Genomic DNA, 17,929 nt, shown 5'->3' on the forward strand with positions numbered 1-17,929 from the left:
CGATGACCAAGATCGAAGACATTCCCGACATGCCCTCCCTGCGCGCGGAAATCGACGCGCTGGACGCCCGCCTGATGGCGCTGCTGGCACAGCGGCACGCCCTGATTGACCGCGCGGCGCAGATCAAGGCGGGCAACGGCATGCCCGCCCGCATCGACGACCGGGTCGAGGAGGTGGTGGCGAATGTCCGGCGCCATGCGCAGGCCCACGGTCTGGACCCGGATCTCTATGACCGCCTCTGGCGGCAATTGATCGAGGCCGCCATCGCCCAGGAAGAACGCCAACTGAACAAGGATCGCCCATGACCGCCCAGATCATCGACGGCAAGGCCTTTGCCGCCCGCCTGCGCAGCCGCATCGCGGCCGAGGTCGCGACCCTGGCAGGGCAGGGGATCACGCCGGGACTGGCGGTGGTTCTGGTAGGCGAGGATCCGGCCAGTCAGGTCTATGTCCGCTCCAAGGGCCGCATGACGCGCGAGGTCGGCATGGCCTCCTTCGAGCACCGCCTGTCCCAGCAGGTCAGCCAGCAGGAGCTGCTGGAGCTGATACAGAAGCTGAACGAGGACCCCGCCGTCCACGGCATCCTGGTGCAGCTGCCGCTGCCCGCGCATATGGACGAGGCGGCCGTCATCAACGCCATCACGCCGGACAAGGACGTGGACGGCTTTCACATCCTGAACGTCGGGCGCCTGGCCACCGGCCAGAGGGCGATGGTGCCCTGCACCCCTCTGGGGTGCCTGATGCTGCTGCGCGACCATCTGGGGTCGCTGGCGGGCCGGAATGCGGTGGTGATCGGGCGCAGCAACATCGTCGGCAAGCCGATGGCACAGCTGCTGCTGCGCGACAGCGCCACCGTCACGATCGCCCATTCGCGGACCGAGGATCTGCCGGAGCTGTGCCGGCGCGCCGATATCCTGGTGGCGGCTGTCGGGCGTCCGTCCTTCGTGCAGGGGGACTGGATCAAGCCCGGCGCGACCGTGATCGACGTCGGCATCAACCGGACCGAGGACGGACTGGTCGGAGATGTGGATCACGCGGGCGCCAGCCAGGTCGCCGGGGCCTTCACCCCGGTGCCGGGGGGCGTCGGCCCGATGACTATCGCCTGCCTGCTGGCCAACACGCTGACCGCCACGGCCCGGATCCACGGATTGCCCGATCCCGAGGGCCTGACCCCCTAAAGCATCAGCCGCGCGGCCAGCCGCAGGGCATGGGCGGGCTCGGTCGTGGCCAATGGCAGGACCGGGTCATAGGCCGCCCGGATCAGGGCCGCCAGGGACGCCGAGGGGCCGATTTCGCGCGCAAAGGTCAGCGCCGACTGCATCATCACCTTCTCGGCCAGCCGCCCGGGATGCGCCTTGCCCAAGGCGCCGCCCATGTTCAGGAAGGTCAGGCAGGCGCGGATGCCGCCGCGGTCGTCAAAGCGGAACAGCCGGTACTGGTCCGCCGCCTGTCCCGACAGCCGCCGCGGCAGATCGTCCAGCCCCGTCAGCCGGTCCAGATCGGGCAGGGCCGAAAGCTCGGTCCAGTCGCGCACGAAGAACAGCATCAGGTTCGCGCCCGTCTCGGGGTCGGTGTCCGCCATCGGATGGCCGGCATGGGCGAAACCCGACCGGATCGCGGCCCGAAAGATGTCCAGGCTGGCATCTTCCAGCCCGAAGATCACCGGCGCCACCGGACGTCCCCATCGGGCGCAGAGGAACCTGCCCCCCGCATCGGTGAACAGCTCCTGGATCTGCGACGCGTCCCATGCGCCGTCGGGAGGCTCTTGTTCCATTGCCGTCATCTTGTTCGGGATATCCTTGAGATATAGGAAGGCGGCGGGACCCGCGCCCCGCCGCCGTTGTCTTGTGTCGACTCCGGTCAGACCAGGGTCGCCTGCGTGGCGGCGCGGATCTCGTCCTCGGTGACGCCCTCCGCGGTCTCGACGACCTTCAGGCCGCCCGGCACCACGTCCAGAACGCCCAGATTGGTGATGATCCGGTCCACGACGCCCTTGCCGGTCAGGGGCAGGGTGCAGGATTTCAGCACCTTGCTTTCGCCGGCCTTGTTCGTGTGGTCCATGACCACGATCACGCGGCCCACGCCCGCGACCAGGTCCATCGCGCCGCCCATGCCCTTGACCAGCTTGCCCGGGATCATCCAGTTTGCCAGGTCGCCTTCCTCGGAGACCTCCATCGCGCCCAGGATCGCCGCCGCGATCTTGCCGCCGCGGATCATGCCAAAGCTGGTGGCACTGTCGAAATAGGACGTGCGCGGCAGTTCGGTGATGGTCTGCTTGCCGGCGTTGATCAGGTCGGGATCCTCCTCACCCTCGAACGGGAAGGGGCCCATGCCCAGCATGCCGTTTTCAGACTGCAGGGTGATGTCCTTGTCACCCACATAGTTCGCGACCAGCGTCGGGATGCCGATCCCCAGGTTCACGTACCAGCCATCCTGCAGTTCCTGCGCGGCGCGGGCGGCCATCTGGTTGCGGTCCCAGCCTTTCGGTGCGTCGGACATCAGACGGCCTCCTTCTTGCGGGTGGTGCGCTGTTCGATGCGCTTTTCATGCGTGCCTTGGATGATCCGGTGGACATAGATGCCCGGCAGGTGGATCAGGTCGGGGTCCAGGCTGCCCCGCGGGACGATCTCCTCGACCTCGGCGACGCAGACGCGGCCGCACATCGCGGCGGGCGGGTTGAAGTTCCGCGCCGTCTTGCGGAAGACCAGGTTGCCGGTGTCATCCGCCTTCCAGGCCTTGACGATGGACAGGTCGGCCACAATCCCGCGCTCCAGGACATAGTCCTGGCCGTCGAAGTTCTTGACCTCCTTGCCCTCGGCGATGACGGTGCCGACGCCGGTCTTGGTGTAGAAGCCGGGGATGCCGCTGCCGCCGGCGCGCATGCGCTCGGCCAAGGTGCCTTGGGGGTTGAACTCCAGCTCCAGCTCTCCGGATAGGTACTGGCGCATGAACTCGGCGTTCTCGCCGACATAGCTGCTGATCATCTTGCGGATCTGGCGCGTGTCCAGCAGCTTGCCCAGGCCGAACCCGTCCACGCCGCAATTGTTGCTGGCGATGGTCAGGTCCTTGACCTTCGACGCCACCAGCGCGTCGATCAGAAGCTCGGGGATCCCGCAAAGGCCAAAGCCGCCCGCCGCGATGAACATCCCGTCATGAAGCAATCCCTCCAGCGCCTCGTCCGCGCTGCCATAGACCTTTTTCATCGGCCTCCCCCTCTGCGTGTTTCTGCGCCTGCACAGTAGGGGGCCTGCGCCGCCTGTCAATCGGCGCCGGCGATGTTCTGCCGCGGCGCCCTATTCCTTGGGCGCGGCCTTGGGTTTGGCGGCTTTCGCGGCAGGCTTTGCCTTGGCCTTGGCCTTGGCCTTGGCGGTCTTCGCGGCTGCAGGCTTGGCGGCCGCCTTCTTGGCCGCGGGCTTTTTCGCGGCCTTCTTGGGCGATTTCGCCGCCTTGGCCGTGATCAGTTCCAGCGCCTGGTCCAGCGTCAGATCCTCGGGCGTGACGTCGCGGGGCAGGGTGGCGTTCACCTTTTCCCATTTGACATAGGGGCCATAGCGCCCGCTCATCACCTGGATCGCGCCGCCGTCGGGATGATCGCCCATCTCGCGCAGCGGCGCGGCGGCCGCCGCCCGGCCGCGGGTCTGCTTGGAGGCCAGCACCTCGACCGCGCGGTTCATGCCGATGGTGAAGACCTCGTCCACATCCGCGATATTGGCGTATTTCGACCCGTGCTTCACATAGGGGCCAAAGCGCCCGATCCCGGCCTCGACCAGCACCCCATCCTCGGGGTGGGGGCCGATTGGGCGGGGCAGGGCCAGAAGCTGCACCGCCTTTTCAAGCTCCAAGGCAGCGGCATCCCAGCCCTTGGGGATCGAGGCGCGGGGCGGCTTGGGGTTCTCCTCGGTCGCCTCGCCGCGCTGCACATAGGGGCCAAAGCGCCCGGTCTTGAGGCTGATCGGATCGCCCGCATCCTCGCCAAGGACCCGGTCGCCCAGTGGCTGTTCGCCGTCGGGGGCAGACAGGGGGCGGGTATAGCGGCATTTGGGATAGTTGGTGCAGCCGATGAAGGCCCCGCCCGAACGCGCGGTCTTCAGGTTCAGCCGGCCCTGTCCGCACAGCGGGCATTCGCGCGGGTCCCCGCCATCGGCGCGCGGCGGATACAGATGCGGGGCCAGCGCCTCGTCGATGGCGTCCAGAACCTCGGTGATGCGCAGTTCGGACGTGCCCTCCAGCGCCTTCGAGAAATCCTTCCAGAATCGACCCAGAACCTCGCGCCACAGGCGGTCGCCGGCGCTGATCTCGTCCAGCTCGTTCTCCAAGTCGGCGGTGAAGTCATAGCTGACATAGCGGGGGAAGTATTTCAGCAGAAAGATCGTGACCAGCCGGCCCTTGTCCTCGGGGATCAGCCGGTTCTTGTCCTTCAGGACATATTCCCGGTCCTGGATGGTCGTCACGATGCTGGCATAGGTCGAGGGGCGGCCGATGCCCAGTTCTTCCATCCGCTTGACCAGCGTCGCCTCGGTATAGCGGGGCGGGGCTTGGGTGAAGTGCTGGCGGGCGGCGACCCGGGCTCCGTCATCGGCCAGCATGCCGGGCGCGCCGCGCTGTCCGGCAGGCGCGCTGATCGCCTCGCCGCCCTTTTCGCGGGCCTTTGCCATTTCGGCCTCGAAGGACTTGGCGACCAGCCGCGCGGCCTCGCCCTCGGCGATCACCGGCAGGCGGGCACTATCCTCGCCCTCGTCGTCGTCGCGGCCCTGGTCATAGACGCGCAGGAAGCCGTCGAACAGCATCACCTGGCCGGTCGCGCGCAGGCCCACTTGGTTGTCGGGGCTGGCGATCTCGACCGTGGTGCGCTCCATCCGCGCGGCCTCCATCTGACTGGCGATGGTCCGCTTCCAGATCAGGTCGTAAAGCTTGCGCTGGTCGTCGGCATTCAGCTTCAGGCGGTCGGTCGACATCATCATGTCGGTGGGCCGGATGCATTCATGCGCCTCTTGCGCGTTCTTGGCCTTGTTCTTGTACATGCGCGGCGACTTGGGCAGATAGTTCTCGCCGAACTTGGCCTTGATCGCATCGCGGGCGGCCATCACCGCCTCGGGCGCCATGTCGATGCCGTCGGTCCGCATATAGGTGATCAGCCCCGCCTCATAAAGGCGCTGCGCCGCCGACATGCAGGCCTTGGCGCCCATGCCCAGCTTGCGGCTGGCCTCCTGCTGGAGGGTCGAGGTCATGAAGGGCGGCCAGGGATTGCGGCTGGCGGGTTTCGCGGCGACCGAGGCCACCTTCAATTCGCGGCTGGCCACGGCGCTTACGGCCATGGCGGCCTGTTCGGCCGTCGCCAGGTCGAACCGCTCCAGCCGCTTGCCGGCCAGCGACACCAGGGTCGCGTCGTATTCGTCGCCACCGGGCGTGGCCAGGCGGGCATGCACGGACCAGTATTCGCGGGCCTTGAAGGCCTCGATCTCCATCTCGCGGTCGACGATCAGGCGCAGGCAGACCGACTGCACCCGGCCCGCCGATTTCGCGCCGGGCAGCTTGCGCCACAGGACCGGCGACAGCTTGAAGCCGACTAGGTAATCCAGTGCCCGGCGCGCCAGATAGGCATCGACCAGCGGCTGGTCGATCTGGCGGGGCCGGGCCATCGCCTCGGTCACGGCGGCCTTGGTGATGGCGTTGAAGGTGACGCGGTTCACCTCGGCGCCCTTCTTCAGCGCAGGTGCCAGCGCCTCCAGCAGGTGCCAGCTGATCGCCTCGCCCTCGCGGTCGGGGTCGGTGGCCAGGATCAGGTTCTGGTCGTCCTTCAGCGCGTCCTTGATCGCCTTGAGATGCTTCCTGCTGTCGGCCGCGACCTCCCATTTCATGTCGAATTCATGGTCGGGATCGACGCTGCCGTCCTTGGGCGGCAGGTCCCGCACATGGCCGAAGCTGGCCAAAACGCGGTAGTCGCCGCCGAGATATTTCTCGATGGTCTTGGCCTTGGCCGGGGATTCGACGACGACGACGGGCATGGGGACCTCGGACAGCTGCAATGGGGCGGCAACATGGGTGCCGGGCGGCGCACTGTCAACGGGTGGTGACAGGCGCGACCCGCCTCGGCCCGTCCATCCGGGGCAGGGGCGCGGCATTAGGACAGCGCCAGCCGCCCCCCGGCCAGGCGGGTGACACGACCCTGCAGCTCCAGCGACAGGATGGCCGTGCTGGCCACCGAAGCGGGCACGCCCAGGTCGCGGATCAGGTCGTTCTCCTCGGTCGGAGAGGGGCCAAGACGCGACAGGATGCGCCCCTCCAGCTGGACCGGGGCGCTGGTGTCGGAAGGTTGAATGGCGGCGGCAGGGCGGGCCGTGATCGCGGGATGGCGGGGCATTTCGCCTGCCGGGGCAACCTGCCGGAGGCGCGGGGCCGTGCCTGCGGCATCCAGCGCATCCGCCACATCCGCGGCGCTGCGGACCAGCGTGGCGCCGTCCCGGATCAGGGCGTTGCAGCCCGAGGCGCGTGCGTCCATCGGATGACCCGGCACCGCCATCACCTCGCGGCCCTGGTCCAGTGCGTTTCGTGCCGTGATCAGCGTGCCCGACCGATGCGCGGCCTCGATCACCACCACGGCGCGCGACAGGCCGGACACGATCCGGTTGCGGGTGGGAAAATGCCGTGCGGCGGGCTCGGTGCCGGGCGGTTGCTCGGAAACCAGGGCGCCCACATCCGCGATCTGTGCGGCCAGAACGGCGTTTTCGGCCGGGTAGATGACATCGACGCCGCCCGCCATCACGGCGATCGTGCCTGTCGGCAGCGCCGCGTTATGGGCCGCGGTGTCGACGCCGCGGGCCAGGCCCGCCACCACGGTCAGGCCAGCTTCGCCCAGGCCCGCGGCCATGCCGCGCGCCATGCGCAGCCCCAGGGACGAGGCATTGCGCGCGCCGATCACGGCGATCACGTCGCGCGACAGCCAGGCGGGATCGCCGCGCACCCACAGGACTGGCGGCGCGCCGTCGATCTGGCGCAGGCTGTCGGGATAGGCGGGATCGTCGATGCGCAAAAGCCGCGCCCCCGCGCGCCGGCCCGCCGCCAGTTCGGCCGCGGCCACGCCCTCGGGGCAGGGCTGATAGTCGGTGATGCCGGCCGCCCCCGCGATCCGGGGCAGCATCTCCAGCGCCGCGCGGGCCGAACCGTGTTCCGCCAGCAGCCGGTGGAAGGTGGCGGGCCCCACGCGGCGGGACCGGATCAGCCGCAGAACGCTGAGATCGTCATCCGCGTCGCGGACGGGGGCGTCGCGGCGGGCCGGTGCGCTGTCCATGGTGCCTCCGTGTGATCCGATCCCACGGATAACCCGGTAGGGGTTAACAACTGGTTACCCCCGATGGCGGGCGCCCTGCGTCACGCGGCCGAGCCGCCCACCGTCAGCCCGCCGATCAGCAGCGTGGGCTGGCCCACGCCCACGGGCACCCATTGCCCCTGCTTGCCGCAATTGCCGATGCCGGGGTCCAGCGACATGTCGCTGCCCACCGCCCGGACCTGCTGCAGGGCGGTGGCGCCGTCGCCGATCAGCGTGGCGCCGCGAATCGGGTCGCCGACGACGCCGTTGCGGACGCGATAGGCCTCGGTGCAGCTGAAGACGAACTTGCCGTTGGTGATGTCGACCTGGCCGCCGCCGAAGCCCACAGCATAGATCCCGTCCTTCAGGTCGGCCAGGATCGCCGAGGGCTCGGCATCGCCCGAGGGCATGTAGGTGTTGGTCATGCGGGGCATGGGAACATGGGCAAAACTTTCCCGCCGCCCGTTCCCGGTGGGCGCCACGCCCATCAGGCGCGCGTTCTGGCGGTCCTGCATGTAGCCGACAAGGATGCCGTCGTCGATCAGCACGTTGTGGGCAGGGGGGGTGCCCTCGTCGTCGATGTTGATGCTGCCGCGGCGGTCGGGGATCGTGCCGTCATCGACCACGGTGACGCCGGGCGAGGCGACGCGCTGGCCCAGCAGCCCGGCAAAGGCGCTGGCCTTCTTGCGGTTGAAGTCGCCCTCCAGCCCGTGGCCCACGGCCTCGTGCAGCAGGATGCCGGGCCAGCCCGGTCCCAGCACCACGTCCATCACCCCCGCCGGCGCGGGGACGGAACGCAGGTTCACCAGCGCGATGCGGAGCGCCTCCTGCACCAAATCCTGCCAGTGGCCGGGCTGCAGCAGCAGTTCCAGCGCGTGACGTCCGCCGCCGCCGGCGCTGCCGCTTTCGCGGCGGTCGTTGTTTTCCACGATGACTGCGACATTCAGCCGCGTCATCGGCCGGACATCGGTGGCCAGGCCGCCTTCGGGGCGCAGGATCGCGACCTCCTGCAGGCCGCTGCCCATGGAGACGGTGACCTGAACCACCCGCGGGTCCAGGGCGCGGGCATAGGCGTCGATCTCGCGCAGCAGCGCGATGCGGCGCGCGATCGAAATGCCCTCGGCCGGATCGATCGCCGGGTAGAGGTTCAGCGGCTGCATGGCCGAGGGCTGCGCCAGGACGGCCCCGCCCTGGCCCACGGCCAGGCGGGCGGTTTCGGCCGCGCGGCGCAGCGCAGCCTCGGTCATTTCGGTCGAATGGGCATAGCCGGTCACTTCGCCGCGCACCGCGCGCAGGCCAAAGCCCTGGCTGGCCATGAAGCTGGAGTTGCGCAGCCGGCCGTCGTCGAAGACCAGCGACTCGGACTGGCTGCGTTCCAGGAACAGTTCTCCGTCATCGGCGCCCTGCACCGCGTCGCGCAGGATCGACAGGGCGCGGTCGCGGTCCAGATGCTGGGCAAAGGGATCGAAGGGCTGGCGGCTCATGCAGGGCTCCTGACGGGTCTGGGCGGCGACGAGGGCCGGCACGCCGGGCGCGGCAGCGGGTCGCGTTCCTTCTTTGACCGGAAATGCGGTAGGTATGACTTGCCCGTAAGGGCGAGATATGGTCATAGAACGGTCACTGTGAAAGGAAAAGGGGCAGCCTCCCGGCGGCCCCTGCGGCCATTCGGGCCGGGCCAACGCAACGGGATGGAATGATGGCAAGAGCGATGATTCGCCGTGGAGTCGCGGCAGCTACGGGGTTCGCGTTGGCGGGCATGTTGGCCGGAACTGCCATGGCACAAGACGTACTGGGCGACCTGCCCACAATCGGCAAGCCGGTTCCGGCCGGAACGGGTTTTCAGCCGGCCGCGACGGAACTGGCGCGGGACCAGCAGTGGCTGGACCACTTCGTGTTGATCATCATCACGGTCGTCACCATCCTGGTCTGTGCGCTGCTGCTGATCGTGATCTTCCGCTTCAACCAGCGTGCGAACCCGGTCCCGGCCAAGTTCACCCACAACACCGCGCTGGAGATCGGCTGGACCCTGGGGCCCGTGCTGATCCTGGTCGCCATCGGGGCCTTCTCGCTGCCAATCCTGTTCCGCAGCCAGGAAATGCCCGAGGATCCCGACGTCGTGGTGAAGGCGATCGGCAACCAGTGGTATTGGTCCTACGAATACCCCGAGAATGGCGTGGCCTTCGATTCGCTGATGCTGCCCAAGGAAGATCTGGCCGAATATGGCTATTCCGAGGATGAGTATCTGCTGGCGACCGACACGGCCGTGGTGGTGCCCGTGGGACAGACCGTCCTGATGCAGGTGACCGCCAGCGACGTGATCCATTCCTGGACCATCCCGGCCTTTGCCGTGAAGCAGGACGCCGTTCCCGGCCGCATCGCCCAGGCCTGGTTCAAGGTGGAGCAGGAAGGTGTCTATTTCGGCCAGTGCAGCGAACTGTGCGGTATCAACCACGCCTATATGCCGATCGTCGTGAAGGCGGTCAGCCCCGAGGTCTATGCGGCCTGGATCGCCGAGCAGGGCGGCACCCTGGGCGAGGCCGAGCCGCAGACCGCCAGCCTGGATCCCGCGGCCGAGGTGACCCTGGCCCGCGCCGACTGAACCGAAGACCCGGGCAGGGTCGGCATCCTGCCGGCCCGCCTTTGGACAACCGATTGAAGGTGCGATGACCGATATCAACGCATACGATGGTGCGCCCGAGGCCGAGTTCCGCGACTATGTCGCCCTTCTCAAGCCGCGGGTGATGTCGCTTGTCGTCTTCACGGCCTTTGTGGGCCTGTGGGTCGCGCCGATCGACGTCCATCCGTTCATCGCATTCTGCTCGATCCTGTTCATCGCGCTTGGGGGCGGGGCCTCCGGCGCGCTGAACATGTGGTACGACCGCGACATCGACTCGGTCATGAACCGCACCCAGAGCCGCCCCATCCCCTCCGGTCGCGTCGAGGGCGGAGAGGCCCTGGGCCTGGGCATCGTTCTGGCGCTGATCTCGGTGATGATGCTGGGGCTGGTGGCCAACTGGTTCGCGGCCGGGTTCCTGGCCTTTACCGTCTTCTTCTATGCGGTGGTCTACACGATCTGGCTCAAGCGCTGGACGCCGCAGAACATCGTGATCGGCGGTGCGGCCGGCGCCTTCCCCCCGATGATCGGGTGGGCCTGCGCCACCGGCGGCATCAGCATCGAATCGCTCTTGATGTTCGCGCTGATCTTCTTCTGGACGCCGCCGCATTTCTGGGCGCTGGCGCTGTTCATGAAGGAGGATTACCACAAGGCGGGCGTGCCGATGCTGACCGTGACCCACGGCCGTCCCACCACCCGCCGCCACATCTTTGCCTATACGCTGGTCCTGGCGCCCTTCGCGATCTGGCTGGGCCTGACCTCGATCGGCGGGCCGCTCTACATGGCGGTTGCGGTCGTCCTGAACGCGGCCTTCATCCGCGGCGGCTGGCAGATCCTGCGCCGGTCCGAGGACCAGGCGGTCGCCGATGGCTACGCGGTGGAAAAGCGCGTCTTCAAGCTGTCGCTCTATTATCTGTTCCTGCATTTCCTGGCGCTGCTGGTGCAGGGCTGGATGGGAGGTTGGTGATGGCACTTCGCCCCGAACATGAAATTCACTCTCGCCGCCGCTCGCGCAACGTCGGGCTGGGCATCGTCCTGATCGGCTTTGTCGCGCTGGTCTTTGCGCTGACCGTGGTCAAGGTCCAGCAGGGCGACATGATGGAAGCCTTCGACCACCAGCCGCGCGTCTCGCTGACGCCGCTGCCCGAACCGGCGGGGGAGGGCGGACAATGAGGCGCCTCAGCCCCCAGGGACGGACCGTGGCCATGCTGGTGGGGGTCGTCCTGACGATGGGCGCCCTGTCCTGGGCGGCGGTGCCCTTCTACGACTGGTTTTGTCGCGTGACCGGCTTTGGCGGGACCACCCAGGTGGCGACCTCGGCCTCGGACGAGGTGCTGGACGAGGTCGTGCGCGTCCGCTTTGACGCCAATACCGATCCGAACCTAGACTGGACCTTCCGCCCGATGCAGACGCGCATGGACCTGAAGATCGGCGAAAGCGGCCTTGCCTTCTACGAGGCGGTGAACAATTCCGACGTGCCGCTGACCGGAACGGCCAGCTACAATGTCGCGCCCGAGATCTCGGGTTATTACTTCATCAAGGTCCAGTGCTTCTGCTTCACCGAGCAGACGCTGCAGCCCGGCGAACGGGTCGAGATGCCGGTCAGCTTCTATGTTGATCCCGAACTGGTGCGCGACAGCGATGCCGGGCATATTCGCGACATCACGCTGTCCTATACCTTCCACCGGACCGAGCCGCGCAGCGCTGCGCTTGACGTGGCTCCGGCCGAGACCATCAACTAAGACGAATTCGAGGGAGCCGACGGGGATCCGACATGGCGCACGCTAAGAACCACGATTACCATATTCTTCCGGCCTCTGTCTGGCCTTTCCTCGCGGCGGTGGCGGTTTTCGTCATGCTGTATGGCGCGGTTGCCTGGATGACCGGAGAGGTCACGCTGATGGGTGCGGCCATTACCGGTCCCTGGATGTTCGCCATCGGCTTTGTCGCGACCTGCTATGTCAGCTTTGCCTGGTGGGCCGACATGGTCCGCGAGGCCGAGTCGGGCGATCACACGCCCGTCGTGCGGCTTGGCCTGCAATACGGCTTCATCCTGTTCGTGATGTCCGAGGCGATGCTGTTCGTCACGCTGTTCTGGAACTTCATCAAGCACGCCCTTTATCCGATGGGCGAGGAAAGCCCGATCGTCGATGGCGTCTGGCCGCCCGTCGGGATCGAGACCTTCGACCCCTGGCACCTGCCCTTCATCAACACGCTGATCCTGCTGCTGTCGGGCGTCGCGGTCACCTGGGCACACCATGCCTGGGCGCATGAGGGCGACCGCAAGGTCGCGATCAACGGCTTGGCCGTCGCGGTGGTCCTGGGCCTCTTCTTCACCGGGCTGCAGGCCTATGAATACAGCCACGCCGCCTTCGGCCTGGCCGACACCGCCTATGCCGCGGCCTTCTACATCGCCACGGGCTTTCACGGGTTGCACGTGATCATCGGGACGATCTTCCTGGCTGTCTGCCTGGTGCGCTTCATGCGCGGCCAGATGACCCAGAACCAGCATGTCGGCTTCGAGGCCGCAGCCTGGTACTGGCACTTCGTCGACGTCATCTGGCTGGTGCTCTTCGCCGTCATCTACGTCTGGGGCAGCTGATCCACCTACCTGGAACCAGAGCGCGCGGGGGGCCACCTCCGCGCGTTTTTCGTTGCCCTTCCCGCGACCCGGAGCGTGTCATGCGCCGTTACCTGTTTCCGCTGATCCTCGGCATCGTCGGCTGCGCCATCCTGGTGCAACTGGGCCTGTGGCAGCTGGACCGCCGCGACTGGAAGGAAGGCATGCTGGAGGAGATCCGGACCGGCATCCTGGCCGAGCCGGTGCCGCTGCCGGCCAAGGTCGACCCGTCGATGAAATACCTGCCCGTCACCGTCAGCGGCACCACGACCGGGGCCGAGATCGACGTGCTGTCGCACACCCGCGGCCAGGGGGCCGGCTATCAGATCGTGTCGCGCTTCGTCACCGACGACGGCCGCGCGATCCTGCTGGACCGGGGTTTCGTGCCGCAGGAGGCGCGCCGCGTCGGGCGCCCGCCGGTCCGCTTGGATGTGCGCGGCAACCTGCACTGGCCGCAAGACGCCAGCAGCTCGACCCCCGCGCCCAATCGCGACGAGAACATCTGGTTCGCCCGCGACGTCGAGGCGATGGCCGCGGAACTGGACACCGAGCCGGTCCTGGTCGTTGCCAGCTTCATCCAGGGCGACAACCAGGGCGCCGAGCCGATCCCGGTCGCTGTCGAGGGCATCCCCAACAACCACCTGTCCTATGCCGTGCAATGGTTCCTGATCGCGGCCACCTGGGCGGTGATGACACTGGCGCTGATCTGGCGTATCAGGCAGCGCAGCTACTGAAGGAATTTCGATGCGTTACGTCTCGACGCGGGGCCAGGCCCCGGTTCTGAACTTTGAACAGGCCATGCTGTCGGGGCTGGCGCGCGACGGGGGCCTGTATCTGCCGGAAACGATCCCGACCTTGCCGGGCCTGGACCAGCTGGACGGCCTTTCCTACGAAGAGGTCGCCTTCCGCGTGGTGCGGCCCTTCACCGGCGACAGCTTTACCGACGATGAACTGCGCGGCGCGATCGACCGGGCCTATGCGCGCATCAGCCACGATGCCCGCGCGCCGCTGGTGCAGCTGGCCCCGGGCCATCATCTGCTGGAGCTGTTCCACGGCCCCACGCTGGCCTTCAAGGACTTCGCGATGCAGCTGATCGCGCAGCTGTTCCAGATCGCCCTGACGCGGTCCGGCCAGCGGATCACGATCGTGGGCGCCACCTCGGGCGACACCGGGTCGGCGGCGATCGAGGCGTTCCGCGGCATCGACAATGTCGACGTCTTCATCATGTATCCGCATGGCCGCGTGTCCGAGGTGCAGCGTCGCCAGATGACCACGCCCCCGGCCGCCAATGTCCATGCGCTGGCGGTGACCGGGCATTTCGACGACTGCCAGGCGCGGCTCAAGGACCTGTTCAACGACCACGCCTTCCGCGACCATGTGGGCCTTGCGGGCGTGAACAGCATCAACTGGGCCCGCGTCGTGGCGCAGATCGTCTATTATTTCACCGCCTGCGCGTCGTTGGGCATGCGGCCCACGGATTTCTGCGTGCCGACAGGCAATTTCGGCGACATCTTTGCGGGGTCGATCGCGCGCCAGATGGGCCTGCCGATCCGCCGTCTGATCGTGGCGACGAACCAGAACGACATCCTGCATCGCGCGCTGAGCCAGGGCGAATACCGCGTGGGCACGGTCGAACCCTCGATCAGCCCGTCGATGGACATCCAGGTCAGCTCGAACTTCGAACGCGCGCTGTACCTGGCCTATGGCGGCGACGCGGGCGCGGTGGCGCAGCTGATGGACGAGTTGAAGGCCGGCGGCTTCACGATCAGCCAAGGCGCGCTTCAGGCGCTGCGCGAGCAGTACCGTTCGGGCCGCGTCTCGGAGGAGGAGACGCTGGAGACGATCCGCGACATGCGCGACCGGACCGGAGAGGTCCTGTGCCCCCACAGCGCCGTGGGTGTCGCGGTGGCACAGCGCCATCTGGAACCCGGCGTGCCGATGGTCACGCTGGCCACCGCCCATCCGGCCAAGTTCCCCGATGCGGTGGAACGCGCCATCGGCATCCGCCCCGGCCTGCCGCCGCACATGGCCGACCTGTTCGACCTTCCCGAACGCGTGACGCGGGTTGAAAATGACGTCGAGGCGCTTAAGTCGCTGATCCTTGACCGGAGAACCCAGTGAGCCAAGACCCCACCCCGCGCCTGACCACCCTGCCGAACGGCCTGTCCGTCGTCACCCGCCAGATGCCGGGCCTGCATTCCGCCGCCCTGGGCATCTGGATCAGTGCCGGGGGCCGGAACGAACGGGCCGAACAGAACGGCATTGCCCATTTCCTGGAGCACATGGCCTTCAAGGGCACCGCGACCCGCAGCGCGCTGCAGATCGCCGAGGCGATCGAGGATGTGGGCGGCTATATCAACGCCTATACCTCCCGCGATGCGACGGCCTATTACGTCCGCGTGCTGGAGGATGACGTCGATCTGGCCTTTGACGTGATCAGCGACATCGTCCTGAACCCGGTCTTCGACCCGCGTGAGATCGAGGTCGAGCGCGGCGTGATCCTGCAGGAGATCGGGCAGACGCTGGACACACCCGACGACATCATCTTCGACTGGCTGCAGGAGGCCGCCTATCCCGATCAGCCGATGGGCCGCACCATCCTGGGCCCGGCCGAGCGCGTGAGCCACTTCGGCCGCGCCGATCTGGCGGGCTTTGTCGCCGAGAATTACGGGCCGGGGCAGATGGTCGTGGCCGCGGCGGGCGCGATCGATCACGACCGCATCGTGCGGCTGGCTGAAAAGGTGCTGGGCCACATGAAGCCCGTCACGCAGGCGCCGCGGGAAACCGCCCGCTGGCAGGGGCTGGAGACACGGCATGTCAAGCCGCTGGAGCAGGCGCATTTCGCGCTGGCGCTGGAGGGGCCGGGTTATCTGGCGCCCGATTTCTATGCGGCCCAAATCTTTTCCTCCGCGCTTGGGGGCGGCATGTCCTCGCGCCTGTTCCAGAAGATCCGCGAGGAACGCGGCCTCTGCTACACGATCTTTGCGCAGTCGGGCTTTCATGACGATACCGGCATGCTGACCATCTATGCCGGCACCGGCGCCGAGGACCTGGGCGACCTGGCCACGCTGACCATCGACGAGATCAAGCGCGCCGCCGAGGACATGTCCGAGGCCGAGATCGCGCGTGCCAAGGCGCAGCTGCGCGCGGGCCTGCTGATGGGGCTGGAAAGCCCCTCGGCCCAGGCCGAGCGCATGGCGCGCACACTGGCCATCTGGGGACGGGTCCCCGATGCCGCCGAAGTGGCCGAGCGCATCGCGGCGGTGACGGCCGCCGACGTACGCACCCATGCCGAGGCGCTGCTGGCCCAAGCCCGGCCGGCGCTGGCGCTTTACGGTCCCGTGGATGGGGCGCCGTCGCGTGACGCCCTGGCCGAAAGGCTTGCTGCATGATCCTGACGCGGCGCCGTCCCTTTCGGCTTGATGCTGATCGGATCGTGCTGCGTCTGCCCATGCATTCCGATTTCGCCGCCTGGACATCGCTGCGGGCGGAAAGCCGGTCCTTTCTGGCGCCATGGGAGCCGGCCTGGTCGCCCGACCACTTGTCTCGCAAGAGCTTTACCAACCGCGTCTACTGGGCCGCGCGGTCCAGCAGGTCGGGGACCGGGCTGCCCCTGTTCCTGGTCCGCCGCGACGGGGTGCTGCTGGGCGCGATCACCCTAGACAACATTCGCCGCGGGCCGGCGCAATCCGCCACCATCGGCTATTGGATCGGCCAGAACCACGCGCGGCAGGGCTACATGCGCGAGGCGATCGGCGTGCTGGTTCATCATGCCTTCACCAGCCTCGACCTGTCGCGGATCGAGGCGGCCTGCCTTCCCGAAAACACCGCCTCGCGCGGGGTGCTGGAAAAATCCGGCTTCAAGTACGAGGGGGTGGCGCAGAGCTATTTGGAAATCGATGGTCGATGGCGCAACCACGTGCTGTTTTCAAACCTGCGCAGCGACCGGCGCGGCAAGACCGAGATCCGCTGAAGGAAGGGCCGCCATGCTGAACTCTGCCGATCAGGCCCTGGCCCGCCGCCTGCCGCAGGGCGTTCTTCGAGAAGTCGCCCCGTCTTATCTGCAGGAGCCGCGCGGCCGCTTCCAGGGGCAGGCGGGTCTGGTCGCCGCGCCGCGCGATGCCCAGGAATGCGCGGCCGTCATCCGCGCCTGCGCCGAGGCGCGGGTGGCGGTGGTTCCGCGGGGTGGCGGCACCGGCCTGGTGGGCGGCCAGGTCATGGCGCAGGGGCCCGCGCCGCTGATCCTGTCGCTGGAGCGGATGACCGCCATCCGCGACATCTTTCCGGAGGAGGGCGTCATGGTCGCCGAATCGGGCGTGACGCTGCACCAGGCGCGCGAGGCGGCGGCGGAGGTCGGGCGGCAGTTCCCGCTGTCGCTGGCCTCGCAGGGCAGCGCCCAGATCGGGGGGGTCCTGTCCACCAATGCGGGGGGCGTGAACGTGCTGCGCCATGGCAATGCCCGCGCGCTGTGCCTGGGGGTCGAGGCGGTGCTGCCGTCGGGCGAGGTGATGCATGACCTCAAGCGGCTGCGCAAGGACAACACCGGCTACGACCTGCGCGACCTCTTGATCGGGGCCGAGGGGACGCTGGGGATCATCACCGCAGCCTCGCTGGTGCTGGCGCCGGTGCCCGCGGAATCGGGCGTGGCGATGCTGGTCGTCGACAGCCCCGCCGCCGCGCTGTCCCTGCTGTCGCTGGCGCAGGCACGGATGGCAGGCGGGGTCACAGCGTTCGAACTGATCTCGGGGCAGGGGCTGCGCTTCTTGGACACTGCCTTCCCGGACCTGCGCCAGCCCTTTGCCGGACGCCCCGACTGGCTGGTGCTGGTCGAGGTTGGGCTGCCCGCGGGCCTGTCGGCCGACGGGGCGCTGGAGGGGCTGTTCCTGGCGGCCAGCGAAGCGGGATTGGTACAGGACGGCGTGATCGCGCAATCGGGGCAGCAGGGGGCCGACCTGTGGGCGCTGCGCGAGCACATCCCGCTGGCCAACCGCTATGTCGGCGCGATCGCCAGCCACGACATCAGCCTGCCCCTGTCCGAGATCCCGGCCTTCATCCGGGATGCCGGGGCGATGGTCGCGGCGCAGGGCGACATGCGGATCAACTGCTTTGGCCATGTCGGCGACGGCAACCTGCATTACAACCTGTTCCCCGCCGAGGGGCGTGTGCGCGAGGATTACGACCCGGTGCGGCGCGACCTGTCGCGGATGATCCACGAGATGGTGGTCGCGCGCGGCGGGTCCTTTTCCGCCGAACATGGCGTGGGGCGGCTGAAGGCGGCGGACCTGGAACGGTGGGGCGATCCGGCGCGCCTGTCGGCCATGCGCGCCATCAAGAGGGCGCTGGATCCCTTGGGCATCATGAACCCAGGCGCGGTCCTGGCCTAGGTGCCC

General features: G+C 67.9%; 18 protein-coding genes. 12 read left to right on the forward strand and 6 right to left on the reverse strand.

The window, feature by feature from the left end:
- The first annotated feature begins 2 nt into the window (after positions 1–2).
- Positions 3–305, forward strand: coding sequence for a chorismate mutase (locus ACNR9W_RS04185; protein WP_419270615.1), 303 nt, complete (start codon positions 3–5; stop codon positions 303–305).
- The gene (gene folD / locus ACNR9W_RS04190) at positions 302–1,177 is read left to right on the forward strand and encodes a bifunctional methylenetetrahydrofolate dehydrogenase/methenyltetrahydrofolate cyclohydrolase FolD (RefSeq protein ID WP_419270616.1); all 876 of its coding nucleotides are present in this window, start codon (positions 302–304) and stop codon (positions 1,175–1,177) included. Before ACNR9W_RS04185 ends, folD begins: the two co-directional genes overlap by 4 nt.
- Here folD and ACNR9W_RS04195 read toward each other — a convergent pair.
- From ACNR9W_RS04195 to tldD, 6 genes are all read right to left on the reverse strand, one after another.
- On the reverse strand, positions 1,174–1,773 hold the full coding sequence (locus ACNR9W_RS04195; RefSeq protein ID WP_419270619.1) for a hypothetical protein: 600 nt from the start codon (positions 1,771–1,773) through the stop codon (positions 1,174–1,176). The genes folD and ACNR9W_RS04195 overlap by 4 nt on opposite strands.
- A gap of 86 nt (positions 1,774–1,859) precedes the next feature.
- Positions 1,860–2,498 carry a CoA transferase subunit B gene (locus ACNR9W_RS04200; RefSeq protein ID WP_419270621.1) on the reverse strand — a complete coding sequence of 213 codons (639 nt, stop codon included), beginning with the start codon at positions 2,496–2,498 and terminating at the stop codon, positions 1,860–1,862.
- On the reverse strand, positions 2,498–3,202 hold the full coding sequence (locus ACNR9W_RS04205; protein ID WP_419270623.1) for a CoA transferase subunit A: 705 nt from the start codon (positions 3,200–3,202) through the stop codon (positions 2,498–2,500). The genes ACNR9W_RS04200 and ACNR9W_RS04205 overlap by 1 nt, the downstream gene beginning before the upstream one ends.
- A 90-nt stretch (positions 3,203–3,292) precedes the next feature.
- The gene (topA, locus tag ACNR9W_RS04210; protein ID WP_419270624.1) at positions 3,293–6,004 is read right to left on the reverse strand and encodes a type I DNA topoisomerase; all 2,712 of its coding nucleotides are present in this window, start codon (positions 6,002–6,004) and stop codon (positions 3,293–3,295) included.
- A 116-nt stretch (positions 6,005–6,120) separates the two neighbouring features.
- Positions 6,121–7,287, reverse strand: a complete 1,167-nt coding sequence (gene dprA, locus ACNR9W_RS04215) for a DNA-processing protein DprA (protein WP_419270626.1) — start codon at positions 7,285–7,287, stop codon at positions 6,121–6,123.
- An 80-nt stretch (positions 7,288–7,367) separates the two neighbouring features.
- On the reverse strand, positions 7,368–8,789 hold the full coding sequence (tldD, locus tag ACNR9W_RS04220) for a metalloprotease TldD (RefSeq protein ID WP_419270628.1): 1,422 nt from the start codon (positions 8,787–8,789) through the stop codon (positions 7,368–7,370).
- 209 nt (positions 8,790–8,998) lie between these two features.
- On the opposite strand from tldD, the gene coxB reads away from it, so the two are divergent.
- The 10 genes from coxB to ACNR9W_RS04270 all read left to right on the forward strand — a co-directional run bounded on the left by coxB (position 8,999) and on the right by ACNR9W_RS04270 (position 17,923).
- Positions 8,999–9,904 (forward strand): cytochrome c oxidase subunit II, encoded by a 906-nt coding sequence (gene coxB / locus ACNR9W_RS04225; protein WP_419270630.1) that lies wholly within the window; start codon positions 8,999–9,001, stop codon positions 9,902–9,904.
- A gap of 64 nt (positions 9,905–9,968) precedes the next feature.
- Positions 9,969–10,886 (forward strand): heme o synthase, encoded by a 918-nt coding sequence (gene cyoE / locus ACNR9W_RS04230; RefSeq protein WP_419270631.1) that lies wholly within the window; start codon positions 9,969–9,971, stop codon positions 10,884–10,886.
- Complete coding sequence (locus ACNR9W_RS04235; RefSeq protein ID WP_419270634.1) at positions 10,886–11,092, forward strand: hypothetical protein; 207 nt, start codon at positions 10,886–10,888, stop codon at positions 11,090–11,092. Before cyoE ends, ACNR9W_RS04235 begins: the two co-directional genes overlap by 1 nt.
- On the forward strand, positions 11,089–11,661 hold the full coding sequence (locus tag ACNR9W_RS04240) for a cytochrome c oxidase assembly protein (RefSeq protein ID WP_419270636.1): 573 nt from the start codon (positions 11,089–11,091) through the stop codon (positions 11,659–11,661). Before ACNR9W_RS04235 ends, ACNR9W_RS04240 begins: the two co-directional genes overlap by 4 nt.
- A gap of 32 nt (positions 11,662–11,693) precedes the next feature.
- A complete protein-coding gene (locus ACNR9W_RS04245; protein WP_419270638.1) occupies positions 11,694–12,521 on the forward strand; it encodes a cytochrome c oxidase subunit 3 in 828 nt (275 codons plus the stop codon).
- Positions 12,522–12,601: 80 nt separating this feature from the next.
- On the forward strand, positions 12,602–13,273 hold the full coding sequence (locus ACNR9W_RS04250; RefSeq protein ID WP_419270640.1) for an SURF1 family protein: 672 nt from the start codon (positions 12,602–12,604) through the stop codon (positions 13,271–13,273).
- Between the two features lie 10 nt (positions 13,274–13,283).
- On the forward strand, positions 13,284–14,660 hold the full coding sequence (gene thrC, locus ACNR9W_RS04255) for a threonine synthase (RefSeq protein WP_419270643.1): 1,377 nt from the start codon (positions 13,284–13,286) through the stop codon (positions 14,658–14,660).
- Between the two features lie 62 nt (positions 14,661–14,722).
- A complete protein-coding gene (locus ACNR9W_RS04260) occupies positions 14,723–15,931 on the forward strand; it encodes a M16 family metallopeptidase (RefSeq protein ID WP_458478719.1) in 1,209 nt (402 codons plus the stop codon).
- Positions 15,931–16,512, forward strand: coding sequence for a GNAT family N-acetyltransferase (locus ACNR9W_RS04265; RefSeq protein WP_419270716.1), 582 nt, complete (start codon positions 15,931–15,933; stop codon positions 16,510–16,512). Before ACNR9W_RS04260 ends, ACNR9W_RS04265 begins: the two co-directional genes overlap by 1 nt.
- 13 nt (positions 16,513–16,525) lie before the next feature.
- A complete protein-coding gene (locus ACNR9W_RS04270) occupies positions 16,526–17,923 on the forward strand; it encodes an FAD-binding oxidoreductase (RefSeq protein WP_419270647.1) in 1,398 nt (465 codons plus the stop codon).
- Positions 17,924–17,929 lie beyond the last annotated feature (6 nt).

The organism is Paracoccus sp. T5, from assembly GCF_048538155.2.
GTDB lineage: Bacteria > Pseudomonadota > Alphaproteobacteria > Rhodobacterales > Rhodobacteraceae > Paracoccus.

Excerpts from the sequence above, each read along its gene's own strand:
- ACNR9W_RS04185 (WP_419270615.1), top strand. The coding sequence starts at position 3 with ATGACCAAGATCGAAGACATTCCCGACATGCCCTCCCTGCGCGCGGAA.
- folD (WP_419270616.1), top strand. The coding sequence starts at position 302 with ATGACCGCCCAGATCATCGACGGCAAGGCCTTTGCCGCCCGCCTGCGC.
- ACNR9W_RS04195 (WP_419270619.1), bottom strand. The coding sequence starts at position 1,773 with ATGGAACAAGAGCCTCCCGACGGCGCATGGGACGCGTCGCAGATCCAG.
- ACNR9W_RS04200 (WP_419270621.1), bottom strand. The coding sequence starts at position 2,498 with ATGTCCGACGCACCGAAAGGCTGGGACCGCAACCAGATGGCCGCCCGC.
- ACNR9W_RS04205 (WP_419270623.1), bottom strand. The coding sequence starts at position 3,202 with ATGAAAAAGGTCTATGGCAGCGCGGACGAGGCGCTGGAGGGATTGCTT.
- topA (WP_419270624.1), bottom strand. The coding sequence starts at position 6,004 with ATGCCCGTCGTCGTCGTCGAATCCCCGGCCAAGGCCAAGACCATCGAG.
- dprA (WP_419270626.1), bottom strand. The coding sequence starts at position 7,287 with ATGGACAGCGCACCGGCCCGCCGCGACGCCCCCGTCCGCGACGCGGAT.
- tldD (WP_419270628.1), bottom strand. The coding sequence starts at position 8,789 with ATGAGCCGCCAGCCCTTCGATCCCTTTGCCCAGCATCTGGACCGCGAC.
- coxB (WP_419270630.1), top strand. The coding sequence starts at position 8,999 with ATGATGGCAAGAGCGATGATTCGCCGTGGAGTCGCGGCAGCTACGGGG.
- cyoE (WP_419270631.1), top strand. The coding sequence starts at position 9,969 with ATGACCGATATCAACGCATACGATGGTGCGCCCGAGGCCGAGTTCCGC.
- ACNR9W_RS04235 (WP_419270634.1), top strand. The coding sequence starts at position 10,886 with ATGGCACTTCGCCCCGAACATGAAATTCACTCTCGCCGCCGCTCGCGC.
- ACNR9W_RS04240 (WP_419270636.1), top strand. The coding sequence starts at position 11,089 with ATGAGGCGCCTCAGCCCCCAGGGACGGACCGTGGCCATGCTGGTGGGG.
- ACNR9W_RS04245 (WP_419270638.1), top strand. The coding sequence starts at position 11,694 with ATGGCGCACGCTAAGAACCACGATTACCATATTCTTCCGGCCTCTGTC.
- ACNR9W_RS04250 (WP_419270640.1), top strand. The coding sequence starts at position 12,602 with ATGCGCCGTTACCTGTTTCCGCTGATCCTCGGCATCGTCGGCTGCGCC.
- thrC (WP_419270643.1), top strand. The coding sequence starts at position 13,284 with ATGCGTTACGTCTCGACGCGGGGCCAGGCCCCGGTTCTGAACTTTGAA.
- ACNR9W_RS04260 (WP_458478719.1), top strand. The coding sequence starts at position 14,723 with ATGCCGGGCCTGCATTCCGCCGCCCTGGGCATCTGGATCAGTGCCGGG.
- ACNR9W_RS04270 (WP_419270647.1), top strand. The coding sequence starts at position 16,526 with ATGCTGAACTCTGCCGATCAGGCCCTGGCCCGCCGCCTGCCGCAGGGC.